At 64.1% G+C, this 15,207-nt stretch carries 16 protein-coding genes; 6 read left to right on the top strand and 10 right to left on the bottom strand.

Translation table 11 applies throughout. The features are described 5' to 3' along the window. Nucleotides 1–139 precede the first annotated feature (139 nt). A complete protein-coding gene (gene mutS, locus PQ467_RS16515) occupies nt 140–2,710 on the top strand; it encodes a DNA mismatch repair protein MutS (protein ID WP_274176194.1) in 2,571 nt (856 codons plus the stop codon). Nucleotides 2,711–2,759: 49 nt separating this feature from the next. Further along, nucleotides 2,760–2,954, top strand: coding sequence for a hypothetical protein (locus PQ467_RS16510; RefSeq protein ID WP_274174447.1), 195 nt, complete (start codon nt 2,760–2,762; stop codon nt 2,952–2,954). A gap of 3 nt (nt 2,955–2,957) precedes the next feature. Here the strand turns inward: PQ467_RS16510 and PQ467_RS16505 are convergent, their stop codons facing one another. The 5 genes from PQ467_RS16505 to gluQRS all read right to left on the bottom strand — a co-directional run bounded on the left by PQ467_RS16505 (nt 2,958) and on the right by gluQRS (nt 6,029). Further along, nucleotides 2,958–3,353, bottom strand: a complete 396-nt coding sequence (locus PQ467_RS16505) for a hypothetical protein (RefSeq protein ID WP_274174446.1) — start codon at nt 3,351–3,353, stop codon at nt 2,958–2,960. A gap of 84 nt (nt 3,354–3,437) precedes the next feature. Continuing rightward, a complete protein-coding gene (locus PQ467_RS16500) occupies nt 3,438–4,307 on the bottom strand; it encodes a 3-hydroxyacyl-CoA dehydrogenase NAD-binding domain-containing protein (protein ID WP_274174445.1) in 870 nt (289 codons plus the stop codon). A gap of 20 nt (nt 4,308–4,327) precedes the next feature. After that, entirely contained in the window at nt 4,328–4,900 is a 573-nt protein-coding gene (locus tag PQ467_RS16495; RefSeq protein ID WP_274174444.1) for a cob(I)yrinic acid a,c-diamide adenosyltransferase, read from the bottom strand. 19 nt (nt 4,901–4,919) lie between these two features. Beyond that, nucleotides 4,920–5,150 carry an HIG1 domain-containing protein gene (locus PQ467_RS16490; RefSeq protein ID WP_274176193.1) on the bottom strand — a complete coding sequence of 77 codons (231 nt, stop codon included), beginning with the start codon at nt 5,148–5,150 and terminating at the stop codon, nt 4,920–4,922. Nucleotides 5,151–5,171: 21 nt separating this feature from the next. Then, on the bottom strand, nt 5,172–6,029 hold the full coding sequence (gluQRS, locus tag PQ467_RS16485) for a tRNA glutamyl-Q(34) synthetase GluQRS (RefSeq protein ID WP_274174443.1): 858 nt from the start codon (nt 6,027–6,029) through the stop codon (nt 5,172–5,174). Between the two features lie 102 nt (nt 6,030–6,131). On the opposite strand from gluQRS, the gene PQ467_RS16480 reads away from it, so the two are divergent. Together PQ467_RS16480 and PQ467_RS16475 are read left to right on the top strand one after the other, a co-directional pair. Further along, nucleotides 6,132–6,740: an HNH endonuclease gene (locus PQ467_RS16480; RefSeq protein ID WP_274174442.1), complete on the top strand. Its 609-nt coding sequence runs from the start codon at nt 6,132–6,134 to the stop codon at nt 6,738–6,740. 42 nt (nt 6,741–6,782) lie between these two features. Then, nucleotides 6,783–7,439 (top strand): MOSC domain-containing protein, encoded by a 657-nt coding sequence (locus tag PQ467_RS16475; protein ID WP_274174441.1) that lies wholly within the window; start codon nt 6,783–6,785, stop codon nt 7,437–7,439. On the opposite strand, the gene rpoN is transcribed toward PQ467_RS16475, so the two are convergent. Both rpoN and lptB read right to left on the bottom strand, forming a co-directional pair. Next, nucleotides 7,436–8,956, bottom strand: a complete 1,521-nt coding sequence (gene rpoN, locus PQ467_RS16470) for an RNA polymerase factor sigma-54 (RefSeq protein WP_274174440.1) — start codon at nt 8,954–8,956, stop codon at nt 7,436–7,438. The genes PQ467_RS16475 and rpoN overlap by 4 nt on opposite strands. Nucleotides 8,957–8,982: 26 nt before the next feature. Continuing rightward, nucleotides 8,983–9,768, bottom strand: a complete 786-nt coding sequence (lptB, locus tag PQ467_RS16465; RefSeq protein WP_274174439.1) for an LPS export ABC transporter ATP-binding protein — start codon at nt 9,766–9,768, stop codon at nt 8,983–8,985. 212 nt (nt 9,769–9,980) lie between these two features. Here lptB and PQ467_RS16460 point away from each other — a divergent pair, with 212 nt between their 5' ends. Beyond that, nucleotides 9,981–10,409, top strand: a complete 429-nt coding sequence (locus PQ467_RS16460) for a hypothetical protein (protein ID WP_274174438.1) — start codon at nt 9,981–9,983, stop codon at nt 10,407–10,409. Nucleotides 10,410–10,477: 68 nt separating this feature from the next. After that, nucleotides 10,478–11,824, top strand: a complete 1,347-nt coding sequence (locus tag PQ467_RS16455; protein ID WP_274174437.1) for a TldD/PmbA family protein — start codon at nt 10,478–10,480, stop codon at nt 11,822–11,824. A gap of 39 nt (nt 11,825–11,863) precedes the next feature. Here the strand turns inward: PQ467_RS16455 and ppa are convergent, their stop codons facing one another. The 3 genes from ppa to PQ467_RS16440 form a co-directional block, all read right to left on the bottom strand. Continuing rightward, nucleotides 11,864–12,403, bottom strand: coding sequence for an inorganic diphosphatase (ppa, locus tag PQ467_RS16450; RefSeq protein ID WP_274174436.1), 540 nt, complete (start codon nt 12,401–12,403; stop codon nt 11,864–11,866). 151 nt (nt 12,404–12,554) lie between these two features. Then, the gene (locus PQ467_RS16445) at nt 12,555–13,232 is read right to left on the bottom strand and encodes a DUF1345 domain-containing protein (protein ID WP_274174435.1); all 678 of its coding nucleotides are present in this window, start codon (nt 13,230–13,232) and stop codon (nt 12,555–12,557) included. Beyond that, nucleotides 13,233–15,191, bottom strand: a complete 1,959-nt coding sequence (locus PQ467_RS16440) for a M61 family metallopeptidase (RefSeq protein ID WP_274174434.1) — start codon at nt 15,189–15,191, stop codon at nt 13,233–13,235. Between the last annotated feature and the right edge of the window lie 16 nt (nt 15,192–15,207).

Genomic DNA, 15,207 nt, shown 5'->3' with positions numbered 1-15,207 from the left:
TCCTTCTTGCAAGGCTGCCCTAACCAATGTGAACGCGCCGCGATAGGGGAAAGCGTGTGCTCTGGGCATTCCATCGTATCGATTCTGCGGCTAATCCGGCATGATGAATGAGAAATCCGCCCCCCAGACCGTGACGCCCATGATGGCGCAATACCTTGGCCTAAAGGATAAGGCCGATGGTTGTATGCTGTTCTATCGCATGGGCGATTTCTTCGAGCTGTTTTTCGAGGATGCGAAGCAGGCTTCGCAAATTCTCGACATTGCGCTGACCAGCCGGGGCGAACATGGCGGGGAGCCGATCCCGATGTGCGGTGTGCCGGTGCATGCCGCCGAATCCTATCTGGCGCGCCTGATCAAGGCCGGATGCCGGGTGGCGATCGCTGAACAGGTCGAAACCCCCGAACAGGCCAAAAAGCGTGGCGGATACAAGGCGCTGGTGATGCGTGACATCGTCCGCTTCGTCACCGCCGGGACTTTGACCGAGGAGGCGCTGCTCGAACCGCGTCGGGCCAATGTGCTGGCGGCGACCTGCCTGCTGCGCGACAAGGTGGGCGTTGCGGCGGTCGACATTTCGACGGGCCGGATGGAACTGGAGGAATGCGAGCCCGAGAATATGGGCGCCGCGCTGGCCCGTCTGGGCGCCAGCGAGATCATCGCCCCGGACAACTGGGCCGAGGCGCCTTTCGAGTCGATCCCTCGCGGCCATCATGAATTTTCCAGCGAGGGCGGGGAAGAGCGCCTTTGCGGCATCCACGGCGTCGCCACGCTCGACGGTTTCGGCACGTTTACGCGGCCGATGCTGGCGGCGGCCTGCGGTCTGCTGGCCTATCTCGACCATGTGGGCCGGGGCAAATTGCCGCTGCTGCTGCCCCCCGTGGCGCGTGCGGGCGAGGCGCATATGGCGATGGACGAGGCCACGCGGGGCAGTCTGGAAATTCTGCGTTCCTCCACCGGCGGCCGTTCGGGCAGCCTGATCGAGGCGGTGGATCGCTGCGTCACGGGCGCGGGCGCGCGGCAATTGGCCGAGGATCTTTCCGCGCCCTTGCTGGACCGCAAGGCCATTGAGGAGCGGCTCGAACTGGTCCAGTGGCTTTATGACGATGCGCTGCTGCGCGAGGATCTGCGCGGGCAATTGCGCAGCCTGCCGGACGCCGGGCGCGCGCTGGGCCGGGTGGTGGCGGGGCGCGGAAGCCCGCGCGATCTGGGGCAATTGCGCGACGGATTGGCGGGCGCGGCGCGGCTGGCCGGACGGCTGGCGCGGGTGTCGGAACGGCCCGTCATGCTCGATGCCTTGTTGCCGGCGCTGGTCGGCCATGACGGCTTGATCGACCTGTTCTCGCGCGCCCTGATCGCCACCCCGCCCACGGAGCGCTCACAGGGCGGTTTCATTGCCGAGGGCTATGATGCCGATCTTGACCATCTGCGCCGCATTTCCAAGGATGCGCGCACCGCGATTGCCGCGCTGGAGTCCAATTACCGCGAGCAGACCGGCATTTCCGCGCTCAAGATCAAGCACAATGGCGTGCTGGGCTATTATATCGAAGTGCCCGCCCGCCATGGCGATCAGTTGATGGCGCCCGACAGCGGCTTTACCCATCGCCAGACCATGGCCGGGGCGATGCGTTTCAACGCGCTGGCGCTGCATGAGGAAGCGAGCCGGATTGCCGAGGCGGGGGGCCATGCCCTCGCCGCCGAAGAGGCGCATTTCGAGGAATTGACCAGTGTGGCAATTGCCGCGCGCAACGAGATTGCCCGCACCGCCGCCGCGCTGGCCCGCATCGACGTTGCCGCAGGACAGGCCGAGCGTGCCGCCGAGGGCAATTGGTGCCGCCCCGCGATCAGCGAGAAATGCGAACTGGCCATCGTCGAGGGCCGCCACCCGGTCGTCGAGACCGCGCTGGGCGCAGCGGGCGAGCGTTTCGTCGCCAATGACTGCACGCTCAGCCAATTCGACCGGCTATGGCTGCTGGGTGGGCCGAACATGGGCGGTAAATCGACTTTCCTGCGCCAAAACGCGCTGATCGTGCTCTTGGCGCAGGCGGGCGGTTTTGTGCCTGCACGCAGCGCCACCATCGGCCTTGTCGACCGCCTGTTCAGCCGCGTCGGCGCCTCGGACAATCTGGCGCGGGGGCGTTCGACCTTCATGGTCGAAATGGTCGAAACCGCCGCCATCCTGCAACAGGCCACCCCGCGCAGCTTCGTCATCCTTGACGAGGTCGGGCGCGGCACCAGCACCTATGACGGCCTCGCGCTGGCATGGGCGGTGGCCGAGGCGGTGCATGGGGTCAACCGCTGCCGCTGCCTCTTCGCCACGCATTACCACGAGCTCGCGCGGCTGGCCGATACGTGCGAGGCGCTGACCCTCCACCATGTCCGCGCGCGCGAATGGAAGGGCGATCTGGTGCTGCTGCATGAGGTGACGACGGGCCCTGCGGAAAGCTCCTTCGGTCTGGCCGTGGCGCGATTGGCGGGGGTGCCGGGGCCGGTGGTCTCGCGCGCCAAATCGGTGCTGGCGAAACTGGAAAAGGGGAGGGCGGAAACCGGGGGCATTGCTGCCGGACTTGGCGATCTGCCGCTATTTGCCAATATCGAGCCGGAGGAGCCAAAGGGCGACCCCTTGCGCGAAAAGCTGGCGGCGCTTGATATTGATGCGCTCTCGCCGCGCGATGCGCTGGGCTGGCTTTATGAATTGAAGCGGGAAATCGGTTAACCATGCTTGGCGGCGCAAGGTTTAACCGCCCCGCTTTAAATTTGGCGCCATGCTCCCCTTCGGCCCCCGCCTGACCACTGTTTTTGCCAGTCGCTGGAAGGCTTTGTTCTGGGCGGCGGGGGTGATGGTGACGGCCTATTTCACGGCCAGCGAAGCCCGGCATGACGGCCCGCCGGACAGCAGCGCCGCCGCAGTGGAGCAGGCGCCAACCGGCGCAAGCTCAACCTCGCCCTGGGCAAAATAGGCCCTAGTCGCGCGCGGCGGCCGGGCCGAGCGAGCCTTCCTCGTCGTCGTCATTGCGTTCGCCGCGATAGGCACCCATGTCGATGCGGCCGGATGCCTGCATGTCGTGCATGTGGTTTACCAGATCCTGAACATCATCCTCCATGTCGCCGTTCGTCACCTTGCGGCTGTCATCCAGCACATATTTGTCATCGGCAAGATGCAGCGCCGCCTCGCCATATTCCTGGGCCTGCGCCGGTTCATCATCCTGCGAGACATTGTTTGTTTCAGGCGGCGGCACGTCGGTCAGGTCGGGCAGATCGGGCTGGGTCTGGGGCGGCTGGGGCACCTGCGGCTCGATGGCGGGCGGGATCTCGGGCGAGGGAACGTTGGGAACGGGGTTTTCCGGTGTGCTGGCCATGGCGTCTCTCCTGTTGCGCCCGAAAGGACGTTGCCAACAGGAAAGCCGCCAGGGCCATCAGAAGTTCCCTTGCCGCGATGCAATTCAGCGCGTGGGGACGGGCGTTTCGCCGCTGTAGTCATAGAAACCGCGCCCGGTCTTGCGGCCCAGCCATCCGGCCTCGACATATTTGGCCAGCAGAGGCGCGGGGCGATATTTGCTGTCGCCCGTGCTGTTTAACAGGATGCGGGTGATTTCAAGACAGGTGTCGAGCCCGATAAAATCGGCCAGTTCAAGCGGGCCCATCGGATGGTTGAGGCCCAGCCGCGCCGCCGTGTCGATATCGGCCACATTGGCCGTGCCCGCGCCCAGCGTAAAGGCCGCCTCGTTGATCAGCGGCATCAGGATGCGGTTGACGATAAAACCCGGCTCGTCCTGAGACAGAACCACGGTTTTGTCGAGGCCGGTGGCAAAGCTGCGCGTGGCGGCAATCGTTTCGGGGCTGGTGGCAAGGCCGGGGATGATCTCGATCAGCTTCATCACCGGCACGGGATTGAAGAAATGCAGCCCGATAAAGCGCGCCGGATCGGGCGATTGGCGGGCCATGCGGGTGATGGGGATGGATGACGTGTTGCTGGCCAGAATCGCGTCCGCGCGCAGAACCTTGCCCGCCGCCTCAAAGATTTTGGCCTTGATGTCCTCGCGTTCGGTGGCGGCCTCGATGATGAAACCGGCCTGCGCCATCGGGGCATAATCGCCCACCGGGGTGATGCGGGCCAAGGTCTCCTGCGCGGCCTGCGCCGTGATCTTTTCCTTGGAAACCAGCCGGTCCAGCCCCTTGCCGATCTTGGCCTTGGCCTTTTCGGCAAGGTCCACCGACACATCGGCCAGCAACACGTCATGGCCAAATGCGGCAGCCGTCTGCGCAATGCCCGAGCCCATCTGGCCCGCGCCGATCACCCCAACAATTGTCATTTGCATCAACCCCTTAGTATTCAGGCGCTCCGGCTTGCGCCCGGCACCCATAGAATATCGTCTGCGCCATTGTTATTCAGCGCGCGCGCCAGCACAAACAGATAATCCGACAAGCGATTGATATAGGCCAGCGCGGCGGGATTGATCGGCTCTTGCGCGGCCAGCGCCACACAGGCGCGCTCGGCCCGGCGCGCGGCGGCACGGGCGATGTGGGTGCGCGCCGCCCCTTCCGATCCGCCCGGCAGGATGAAGCTGGTGAGGGGATTGAGATCTTCATTCACCGCATCAATCGCGCTTTCCAGCCATGCGACCTGCGCGGGAACGATGCGCAGGGACATCGGCCCCGGCGCGAAATCATCGCCAGGCGTGGCCAGATCCGCGCCCAGATCGAACAGGTCGTTCTGAACCCGCAGCAGGGCGTCGCGATGTGCGCCCTCCACCGCCAGCACCGCCAGCCCCAGCGCGCTGTTGGCCTCATCAATGCTGCCGATGGCCTCCATTCGCGCCCCATGTTTGCCCACGCGCGACCCATCGACCAGCCCGGTGGTGCCATCATCGCCGGTGCGGGTGTAAATCTTGTTCAGCTTGACCAAAATACTGTCCTGTTTGAATTTAACGCGCCGCCGCCAATAGCACCGCGACCACGATCACCGCCAGCGCCTGATACTTGATGCGGGCAAACATCATTTCGTTCTGTTTCAACTGCATCGGGCTGGGGCCGTTTCCGCTGCCGCTTTCCAGATCATCGCGCGTGGTTTGCAGAAAGGCGATGATCCCCTTGGCCAGGCTGACCACGACAAAGCCCATGGCCACCACGATCACCGGAATGAGGATATATTTCAGCATCGCCCGTCTCCCAATTTCTTATAGGGCGCAGCCTATGCCTGTTACAAGCGAAAGGCCAGCGGGCAAAAGGGCATGACGCAGGTCATCGGCCAAGGCCCGCCCATCCACGCCATCGCGGCGCATGTCGGCCAGCGATGGGCTGCCGCGCCGCTTGGCCAGCTTGCGCCCATCGGCCTCGACAATCAGCCCATGGTGGTGCCATCGCGGCACCGGCAGGCCGAGCAGGGCCTGGAGCAGGCGATGCACATGGCTGGCCGCGAACAGATCGGCTCCGCGTGTGACCAAGGTGATGCCATCGGCCGCATCGTCCAGCGTCGCGGCCAAGTGATAGGAGGCGGGCGCCTCTTTGCGCAGCAGCACGATGTCGCCAAAAATTTCGGGCGTGGCGGTCTGCGGCCCGGCCAATGCATCCTCCCACACCAACGGCCCGGCGATCTCTACTGCGCGCGCCATATCGAGCCGCCATGCCGCCCCCGCCGGATCGACATCGCGCCCGCGACAGGTGCCGGGATAGATCAGCCCGTCGGGGCCATGCTGTGTGGCCGCCGCCGCGATTTCGGCGCGGGTGCAGCGGCAGGGATAGAGCAGGTCCATCGCCCGCAGCCGATCCGCCGCCGCGCCATACGAATCCAGCCGCGCCGATTGCCGCACCACCGGCCCGTCCCAGCGCAGCCCCAGCCATTCCAGATCGGCCATCATCGCCTCGGCCAGTTCCGGGCGCGAGCGTGTGCCATCAATGTCCTCGATCCGCAGCAGGAACTCGGCGGCCGCCCCGCCATTTGGCGCGCGCGCCAGATCATGCGCGACCACCGCCGCATAGGCATGGCCCAGATGCAGCAGGCCGTTCGGGCTGGGGGCGAAACGGGTTCGGATCATCGCATTTTGCCCTCTGGCACCCCTTGACCTTGGCGGCAAGTCAGTGTTGATTAGCCCCATGAATTGTCGCCAAACCGTCATTCCCGCTTGCTATCAGGAGCCATGCTCAAGGCGGAGCTGATAGAGCGCGCGGCCCGGTTCCGCAGCGCCGGGGAGGATCCCTCCCGCCATTTGAGCGATTGTCCCGCATTGGTGCTGAACGCGGACTTTACCCCGCTCTCCTATTACCCCCTAAGCCTTTGGCCATGGCAGACCGCGATCAAGGCGGTTTTTCTGGAAAGGGTCGATATTATCGCCAGTTACGAGCGCGAGGTGCATTCGCAAAGCTGGTCCATGCCTTTGCCTTCCGTGATCGCGCTGCGCCAATATGTGAAGCCTTCGGAATTTCCCGCCTTCACCCGGTTCAATGTGTTTCTGCGCGATCGGTTTTCCTGCCAATATTGCGGCAACCCGCATCAATTGACCTTTGACCATGTGCTGCCGCGCCGTCTGGGCGGGCGGACGAGTTGGGAGAATATCGTCGCGGCCTGTTCGCCCTGCAATCTGAAAAAGGGCGGGCGCACCCCGCGCGAGGCGCATATGCCTCTGCTCAACCATCCGATCCGGCCGACAAGCTGGCAGTTGCAGGAGCGGGGCCGGGCTTTTCCGCCCAATTATCTGCATGAGACATGGCGCGACTGGCTCTATTGGGATGTCGAGCTCGACGCCTAGGGCCGATTGACGCCCATCGGGCGATGGCCCATGTTAGGCTCCATGAACGCTTTTTCCACCCCGATCCTTGCCGTGATGACTGGTCGCGCCGTCCGTTTCCGTGATGCCGACGAGCATAGCGCGATTGCCAAGCAGCCCGTCACCGGCCCCATCCGCGTGGGCTTTTTGGGGCTGGAGGGCGATGAACAGGCCGACCGCAAGCATCATGGCGGGCCGGACAAGGCGATCCACCATTATGCCTATGATCATTATCCGGCATGGGTCGATGATCTGGGCGATCACCCCCTGCTGGCCGCGCCGGGCGGCTTTGGCGAGAATATTGCGACGCTGGGCCTGACCGAGGACAAGGTGCTGCTGGGCGACCGTTTCCGGCTGGGCAGCGCGCTGATCGAGGTCAGCCATGGGCGCCAGCCTTGCTGGAAACTGGGGCATCGGTTCGATCATGCGCCGCTGGCGGCCAAGATCGTGAAAAACCGGCGTTCAGGCTGGTATTACCGCGTGATCGAGGAGGGCGCGGTGCAGGCGGGCGATACGCTCGAACGGGTCGAGCGCGGGCTGGCGGACTGGCCGGTGTCGCGCCTGTTCCATGTGCTGATCGGCGGCGGGCACAAGGCGGACCCTTCCGTCCTGCCCGATCTGGCCGCGATGCCGGTGTTGGCGCAGGCATGGCGCAGGCGCGCCGAGGAATTACAGGCCTAACGCTTCCCGCTCAGCGCCTTTTGGCGGCGGCGTTGCACCGATGAGCCCAGCCCGATCGCCTCGCGATACTTGGCCACGGTGCGGCGCGCCAGTTCAAACCCTTTTTCTTTCAGCAGATCGACCAGCGTATCGTCGGACAGGATCTTCTTGGGATCTTCATTGTCGATCAACTGCTTGATCGCGGCCTTGACGGCTTCTGCCGAAACGCCCTCGCCATCGGCGCCCGAAACGCCGCTGGTGAAGAAATATTTCAGCTCAAACGTGCCGCGATCACACAGCAGATATTTGTTGCTGGTCACGCGGCTGACGGTGGATTCATGCAGCCCCACCGTTTCGGCCACCGCGCGCAGGGTCAATGGCTTCAACTGGCTGACCCCGTGGCGGAAAAAGCCTTCCTGTTGGCGCACCAATTCGCTGGCTACTTTCAGGATGGTCTTTTGCCGCTGGTCCAGAGCTTTCACCAGCCAATTGGCATCGGCCAGCTTTTCCGAGAGCCAGCCCCGATCCTCCTTCGCCCCGCCATTCTTGCCCGCACAGGCCCCGCGCATTTCCAGATAATAGCTGCGGTTGAGGATCAGCTTGGGCAAGGTCGCCTGATTGAGCGCGACATTCCAGCCGCCATCGGCGCGCGCGGTGATCAGGATGTCGGGCACCACGGGCGCAGCCGCCCCGCCGCCATAGCGCAGGCCCGGCTTGGGATCGTAGCCGCGCAATTCGGCCAGCATATCGGCGAAATCTTCCTCATCCACGCCGCACATCCGGCGCAGGCGGGGCAATTCCCCGCGCGCGATCATTTCCAGATTGTCGATCAGCCGGGCCATCGCCGGATCGTAGCGATCCGCCTCACGGGCCTGCAACGCGATGCATTCCGACAGGCTGCGCGCGCCAACCCCGGTGGGGTCGAGCGATTGCACCAGCCCCAGCGCGGCCTCCACCTCGGCGGGCGCAACCTGGAGGTCGATGGCGATTTCGCGCAGGGAAACAGCAAGATAGCCCGCATCATCCAATTGGTCGATCAGGAACCGGGCGATGAAAGCCAGTTTCGGATCGCGCGCCACCGCGCCGATCTGGGCATGCAGATGTTCGGCCAGCGTCTCTTCAAAGGCGCCATAGTCCTCCATCGCCGGGGCCTCGCCCCCGCCGGAGATCGCGGCCTCACCTTCAAAGGCGGGACTTTCAAACGCGGATTCGTGCCGCTCGGGCGCATCGCCGGTGTCGTGGTCGACGTCCAGCGTCTCGGCGCTGATGTCGAGCGGGCGGTCCTCCGCCGCCATGCCTTCGCCGATCAATTGATCGCAGGGGCTGCTTTCCAGGCTGGTGCGGCGCGCCTCGATCTCGATGGGTTCGACCGGCGCCGCCTCGCCCATTTCCAGCAGGGGGTTGGCGTCCAGCGCATCGCCGATAAACGCTTCGATTTCCAGATTGGAGAGCGTGAGCAGCTTGATCGCCTGCTGCAACTGCGGCGTCATCACCAGCGATTGCGTCTGGCGCAGATCCAGGCGCGGCCCCAGCGCCATGATGTTTTACGCCCCCCGCGCCGTCATCAGAGCGTGAAACCTTCGCCCAGATAGAGGCGGCGCACGTTTTCATCGGCGACCAGCGCTTCAGGGCTGCCGGCGAACAGCACCTGTCCGCCATAGATGATGCAGCCGCGGTCGCAGATTTCCAGCGTTTCGCGCACATTGTGGTCGGTGATCAGCACGCCGATGCCGCGCTGTTTGAGGTCATGCACCAGATGGCGGATGTCCGCGATCGACAAAGGATCGATGCCCGCAAAGGGCTCGTCGAGCAGCATGATCGAGGGCTTGGCCGCCAGTGCGCGGGCGATTTCGGCGCGCCGCCGCTCGCCGCCCGAAAGCGCCATCGAGGGGCTGGCGCGCAACCGCGTCAGGCCGAATTCCTCCAGCAGCCGTTCAAGCTCGCCCGCCCGCGTGGCCGGATCGGGCTCGACCAGTTCGAGCACGGTGGCGATGTTCTGCTCCACCGTCAGCCCGCGAAAGATCGAGGTTTCCTGAGGCAGATAGCCAAGGCCCAGCACCGCGCGGCGATACATGGGCAGATTGGTGATATCGATCCCGTCGAGCAGGATGCGCCCCGAATCGGGCCGCACCAGCCCCATGATCGAATAGAAGCACGTCGTCTTGCCCGCGCCATTGGGGCCGAGCAGGCCCATCACCTCGCCCTTGGCCACCTCAAGCGAGATGTCGGTCAAGACCGCCCGCTTGTCATAGCTCTTGGCGATGGACACGACCTGAAGCCCGGAAAACGAGCCATCAGGATCGGACGGACGGCCGGCGGGGGCGGCTTCGGGGGCGATTGTCTGGGTCATCTGATGCCATTTTAGGCGTGCCTGCGGCATTGGGCAAGGGCGATGCGCCCGATTGGCAGGTTTCATGCATGGCTGAGACAAAACGCCCATGCGGCGCGGCCGATTGCGCTTGATCGCGGCGGGCATCAATGTTTTACTCATACCAAAGGACAGGTTGGCGAAACGTCAACATGACCAAAAGGCCAAAAGGCCGGGATAGGGGAAGAGGGTTCATGGCCAAGGCACGCCTTGATGCGCCTGTCGATGCGGCGTTGCATAATGCGCGCCCGCACGCGGTTCACGTATGGGCCCCTCGCAAACAGGGGGGCATCTTGCTGGATTGGCGCAAGCGGATCAGCGATCACATCGCCTATGCCTTGCTGGTATACACCGGCCTGCAGATCTTCGTGACCATCGCCGCCCTGCGCGAGGGCAGCGCTTCGGTGCTGCCGGGGCTGGCGCTGGTGGTGCTGGTGGGGGCGATCATCCCGGCCTGCCGGATGATGGAGCGGCGCTGGACGCGGTTGAGCGATGCCGAGGCGGGCGATCCGGCGCGGGCCGGAGCCTTTTACAAGGATCGCGCAATGGTCTGGGCCGCCGCCGTCGGCCTGCCCTTTATCGTCACCGGGGGTTTTCGGCTGGTCGCGATGATGATGGGATGATTGCTCTTGGCGGGGCGGGGCGTTAGAGCCTGCGCCCTAACACGCCTTCAGGAGTTGCCCAGACCGCCATGCTTACCCCGCTTCAGGCACAGGAAAGGGCGCAGGCCCTGATTGAACGCGCGCGCAAGGCCGGGGCCGATGCCGCCGATGCGGTCTATATCGCCGATGCTTCGGAAAGCGTGTCGGTTCGGCTGGGGCGGCTGGAGGATGTCGAGCGGTCCGAAAGCGAACATATCGGCCTGCGCGTGTTTGTCGGGCGGCGCTCGGCCTCGATTGGTTCGTCGGATCTGTCCGATGATGCGCTGGCCGAATTGGCCGCGCGTGCGCTGGCCATGGCGCAGGGCGCGCCCGAGGATCCCTATGCGGGCCTGGCTCCCGAAGAATTGCTGTTCAAGAGGCCGTTTCCCGATCTCGATCTGGTCGATGGCGGCGAGCCGAGCCCGCAGGAATTGCGCGCCCTTGCCGAAGAGGCCGAGGATGCCGCGCGCGCCATCTCTGGCGTGACCAACAGCGAGGGCGCGGGCGCATCGAGCGGCGGGGCGGTGATGGCGCTGGCCACCAGCCACGGTTTTGCCGGGGCCTATGCCGCCACCAGCCGCTCGATTTCCGCCAGTGTGGTCGCGGGCGAGGGCGGTTCGATGCAACGCGATTACGCGCACCGTATGGCCCGCCACCGTGAGGACCTGACATCTCCGGCTGAAATCGGCCGACAGGCGGGCGAGCGGGCCGTGGCGCGGCTCAATCCGGGGCGGATGAAAAGCGGCCCGGCGCCGGTCGTGCTGGACCCGCGCGTCGGCGGGTCGCTTGTGGGCCATTTGCTGGGCGCGATGTCGGGCGCATCGATTGCGCGGCGCTCCAGTTTCCTGATTGGGCGGCTGGAGGAGCAGTTGTTCGACAGCGCGGTGCGGATTGTTGATGATCCGCTGCGCCTGCGCGGGTTTCGTTCACGCCCGTTTGATGGCGAGGGTTTGCAGACGGCGCCCCGCGACATTGTGCGCGACCGGCGGATCACCGGATGGCTGATGGAATGCGCCTCGGCGCGGCAATTGGGCCTGGCGCCCACCGGCCATGCCGGGCGCGGCGGTGGCGGGGCGCCGGGCGTGTCGCCGGGCAATCTGCATCTGGAGGCCGGGGCGCAGTCGGTTGCCGAGCTGATCGCGGATATTGAGGATGGCGTCTATGTCACCGAGCTGATCGGGCATGGCGTCAATGGCGTGACGGGCGATTACAGCCGGGGCGCGTCGGGCTATCGCATCGTCAAGGGCGAGATCGCCGGGCCGGTGGCGGAATTTACCGTGGCGGGCAATCTGGTCGATATGTTCCGGGCGATGACCCCGGCCAGCGATCTGGAATGGTACCGCACGATCAATGTGCCCACCATCCGCGTCGATGGCATGACCATTGCCGGGGACTGATAGCAAAAGGGGCGGGAATGACCCCGCCCCTCTTTCTTGTCAGGCCTTCTTGCCGGCCTGATAGCGTTCGATCGCTTCGGTCACGATCTGTCGCGCTTCGGCGGCATTGCCCCAGGTGCCCACGCGCACCCACTTTTCGGATTCCAGATCCTTGTAGTGGGTGAAGAAGTGTTCGACCTGCTGGGCGATGATGTCGGGCAGATCTTCCTTTTCCTTGACGTTGGCATAGTAAGGGAAGGTCTTGTCGTCGGGCACGCAGAGCAGCTTTTCATCGCCGCCGGCTTCGTCTTCAAGGTTGAGCACCGCGATCGGGCGGCAACGCACCACCGAACCCGGCACGAAGGGCGAGCGAGCCACCACCAGCGCATCGAGCGGATCGCCATCGGGCGAGAGCGTGTGCGGCACAAAGCCATAATTGGCCGGATAGCGCATCGGCGTGTGCAGGATACGGTCCACGAACAGAGCGCCCGAGTCCTTGTCGAACTCATACTTCACAGGTTCGCCCCCGGTGGGAACCTCGATGATGACGTTCAGATTGTCAGGCGGGCTTTTGCCGACCGAAATTTTGCTGATGTCCATGGCACCGTCATTTTTATATGTGAGCGACACCGCCCCTTGCGGGTGTCGCGCAGGAATCTGCGGGGAAAGCCCTAGCCTTGGGCGTATTGCATTGCAACAGCGGCGCGGTCTTAATACCTGCTCCGAAATGGGCACCGAATTGGTGAAGTGTTTAACTGCCTGCCGTGACGTTGATGGTAAAAGCCAGCACGACCAGATTGTAGAAAAATGCCAAAGCGCCATGGACCGTGGCCACCCGGCGCAGACGCGGGCTGGTGATTTCCACATCCGATGTGGCAAAGGCCATGCCGATGGTCAGCGCGAAATAGAAAAAGTCCCAGAAATTAGGACAATGGAGCGAACCGGATGGTGAATTGTCATCGTCGGGCCCGGGAAAGCGCAACCCGCCGCCTTGCTTTGCGGCAAAGTAGATATGGGCATAATGCAGCGTGTAGATAAGGTTGGAAAATAACCACGCTATAACCAGACTGGCAATAATCAGGACCAGCGCCGCCCCTTTGGCATAGCCTGTGTCGTCTCTGGCATGGGGCAAATCGACAAACAGCGCGGTAACAATCACCAACATGATCATCGCGCTGATGACCAGCACGGCAAAGCGGTTGACGTCATTCTGGCGCGCATGACGGCGCATTTGATCGGGCGCGGTATCGCGGGAGAGCGGCCAGAGCGAGGCGATGAACACCAGCGCCCCGGTATCAAACCCGCCCAGCACCGCCTGACCCCAGCGCAGCCCCTGGGCGCCCAGCAGCCCCGTTGCCGCCGCAAACAGACCCAAGAACAGCAAAAAGCGCGCAGGCAGCGGCCAGCGCAAGCCTGCGCGCTTTTCCATTTACTTGCCCGTCAGACGCTTGGGCGCGAGCAGCAGGTCGAGGCCCGCCGGTTCCTTGCCCTCGACCGCGCGCTCCAGCCAGGGATAGCGCAGGCCGTCGTGATAGTTCAGCACCACGGTCGCCACCTTCTCGCCGCGCTGGGTCACCAGCGTGATCGGCTTGTCATTGCCCTTGGCGGCGGTGATCGCGGCCTTGATCGCGTCCTCGCTGTAGGTCGCGCCATTGACGGCCACGATCTTGGTGCCGGTCACCAGCGCGGCTTCAAAGGCCGGGCTGTTCCACAAGGTGCTGGTGATCACGCCTTCGCGGTTCAGCACGATGCCCAGCGAATGGGCAAGGCTGAGCGCCTTGGCCGAGGCAAAGCGGCCCTTGTCATAGGGATTGGGCGTGTCCTTCCACACCAGCTTGTATCCGGCCTTTTCAATGCCGGCCAAGGGAGCGGGTTGGCCGGGCTGGTTCATATGCTTGTCGAGGAAGGCTTCCCAGTCATAGGCATAGACGCCGTTCAGCGCGGAGGCGACATCCTTGAAATTATAGACAACCTCGCCCCAGTCGCCATTCTTGATGCCGAAGAATGCGCGGGCGAAATCGTCGAGGCCCTTCTTGCCCTTGGTGCCTTCGCGGATGATCTGGTCCGCCTCCAGCCACATCAGCGCGCCTTCGGTATAATAATCCTCGTTGCGGTTGATGCTGGCATAGGGCTTGGCGCGGCGGCCCGAGATGACCGGATCAAAGCCGGTGTCCTCGACGCTGCGCCAATCGCGGCCTGCCCACTGGGTAAACATGCCCGCATTGGCGGCAAAGGCGCCAAGGATCGCCTCCTTGGTCTGGATGCCCGAACGCGCGGCCAGCACATAGCCCCAGAACTGCGTCTGCCCTTCATAGACCCAGAGCAGATTGCCCTGCATCGGCTGGCGATAGTCGGGGGTCCACAGCTTGTCCGGGCGGCGGAACTTGCCGTCCCAGCTATGGGTGAATTCATGGGAAATGACGTTGCGAGCCCAATCCATGTCCTTCCAATCGACCCATGCCTTGGGCGCCATGGCATTTTCCGAGCTTCGGTGATGCTCCAGCCCAATGCCGCCCATGCGGTCGGTCAGCGCCAGCAGGAAATCATAGTGGTCGAAATGGAATGATCCGAAATTGGCCCAGGCCTCCTCGACCAGCGCGCGATAGGTGGCCAGATGTTCGGGCTTGATCTCCAGCAGTTCGGGCTTGTCGGCCACGACATTCATGAAGACATTGCGGCCAAGATCGAACCGCTTGAAATATGCCCCGGCAAAGATCGGCGAATCGACCAGCGCCTCATAGTCGATGACATCCCACGTGACCTTGTTGCCGCTTGCCTGCTTGCCATCCAGCGCGGTCGCCACCTGCCAGCCTTCGGGGAAGGTCACGCTGGGCTTGTACTTGATCTGGCGGGTGTAATAGCCGGCGGGATAAAGGCTCATCCGGTCCCATTGCAGGTTGAGCATTTCGGGCGTCATGGTGATGCGCCCCTCGCTGCTCTGCAGGGGCGAGGTGTGGACGAATTTGGCCACTACTGCCTTGGCGCCTGCGGGCAGGTCGATGTGAAAGGCAAAGACCTCGGTGGGATCGCGGTGCCAGGTCAGCAGCTTGCCGTCGGCGTAGAATTTGACATCGGCCAGTTGGTCGATCGTGCCGCGCGGATTGTGGCCGCCCGGAACCCATTGCGGCAATTGCAGGATCAGCTCTTTCGCCCCCGCCGCCACGGGCACGGTTTGCGAAACGCGAAACAGACCGCGCGCAATATCGGTGGCATCAATGTCCAGCGTGATCGTTCCGCCCGGATAGGGAACGTCCCTGGCATCGGGCACGCCCTGCACCACGGGAATGGCCGCAGGCGCGGAACGCTGGGCCAGCGCGGGCGAGGAGAACAAGAGGGCGGCGGAGAGGCCCAGGGCGATCCGGGCGCGTGCATGCATGGGTTTTGTCATGACGACTTCATGGCGC

The organism is Novosphingobium sp. KACC 22771, assembly GCF_028736195.1.
Lineage (GTDB): Bacteria > Pseudomonadota > Alphaproteobacteria > Sphingomonadales > Sphingomonadaceae > Novosphingobium.
Note: the sequence above shows the minus strand (reverse complement) of the source record. Positions and strands in the feature narration are given on the sequence as shown.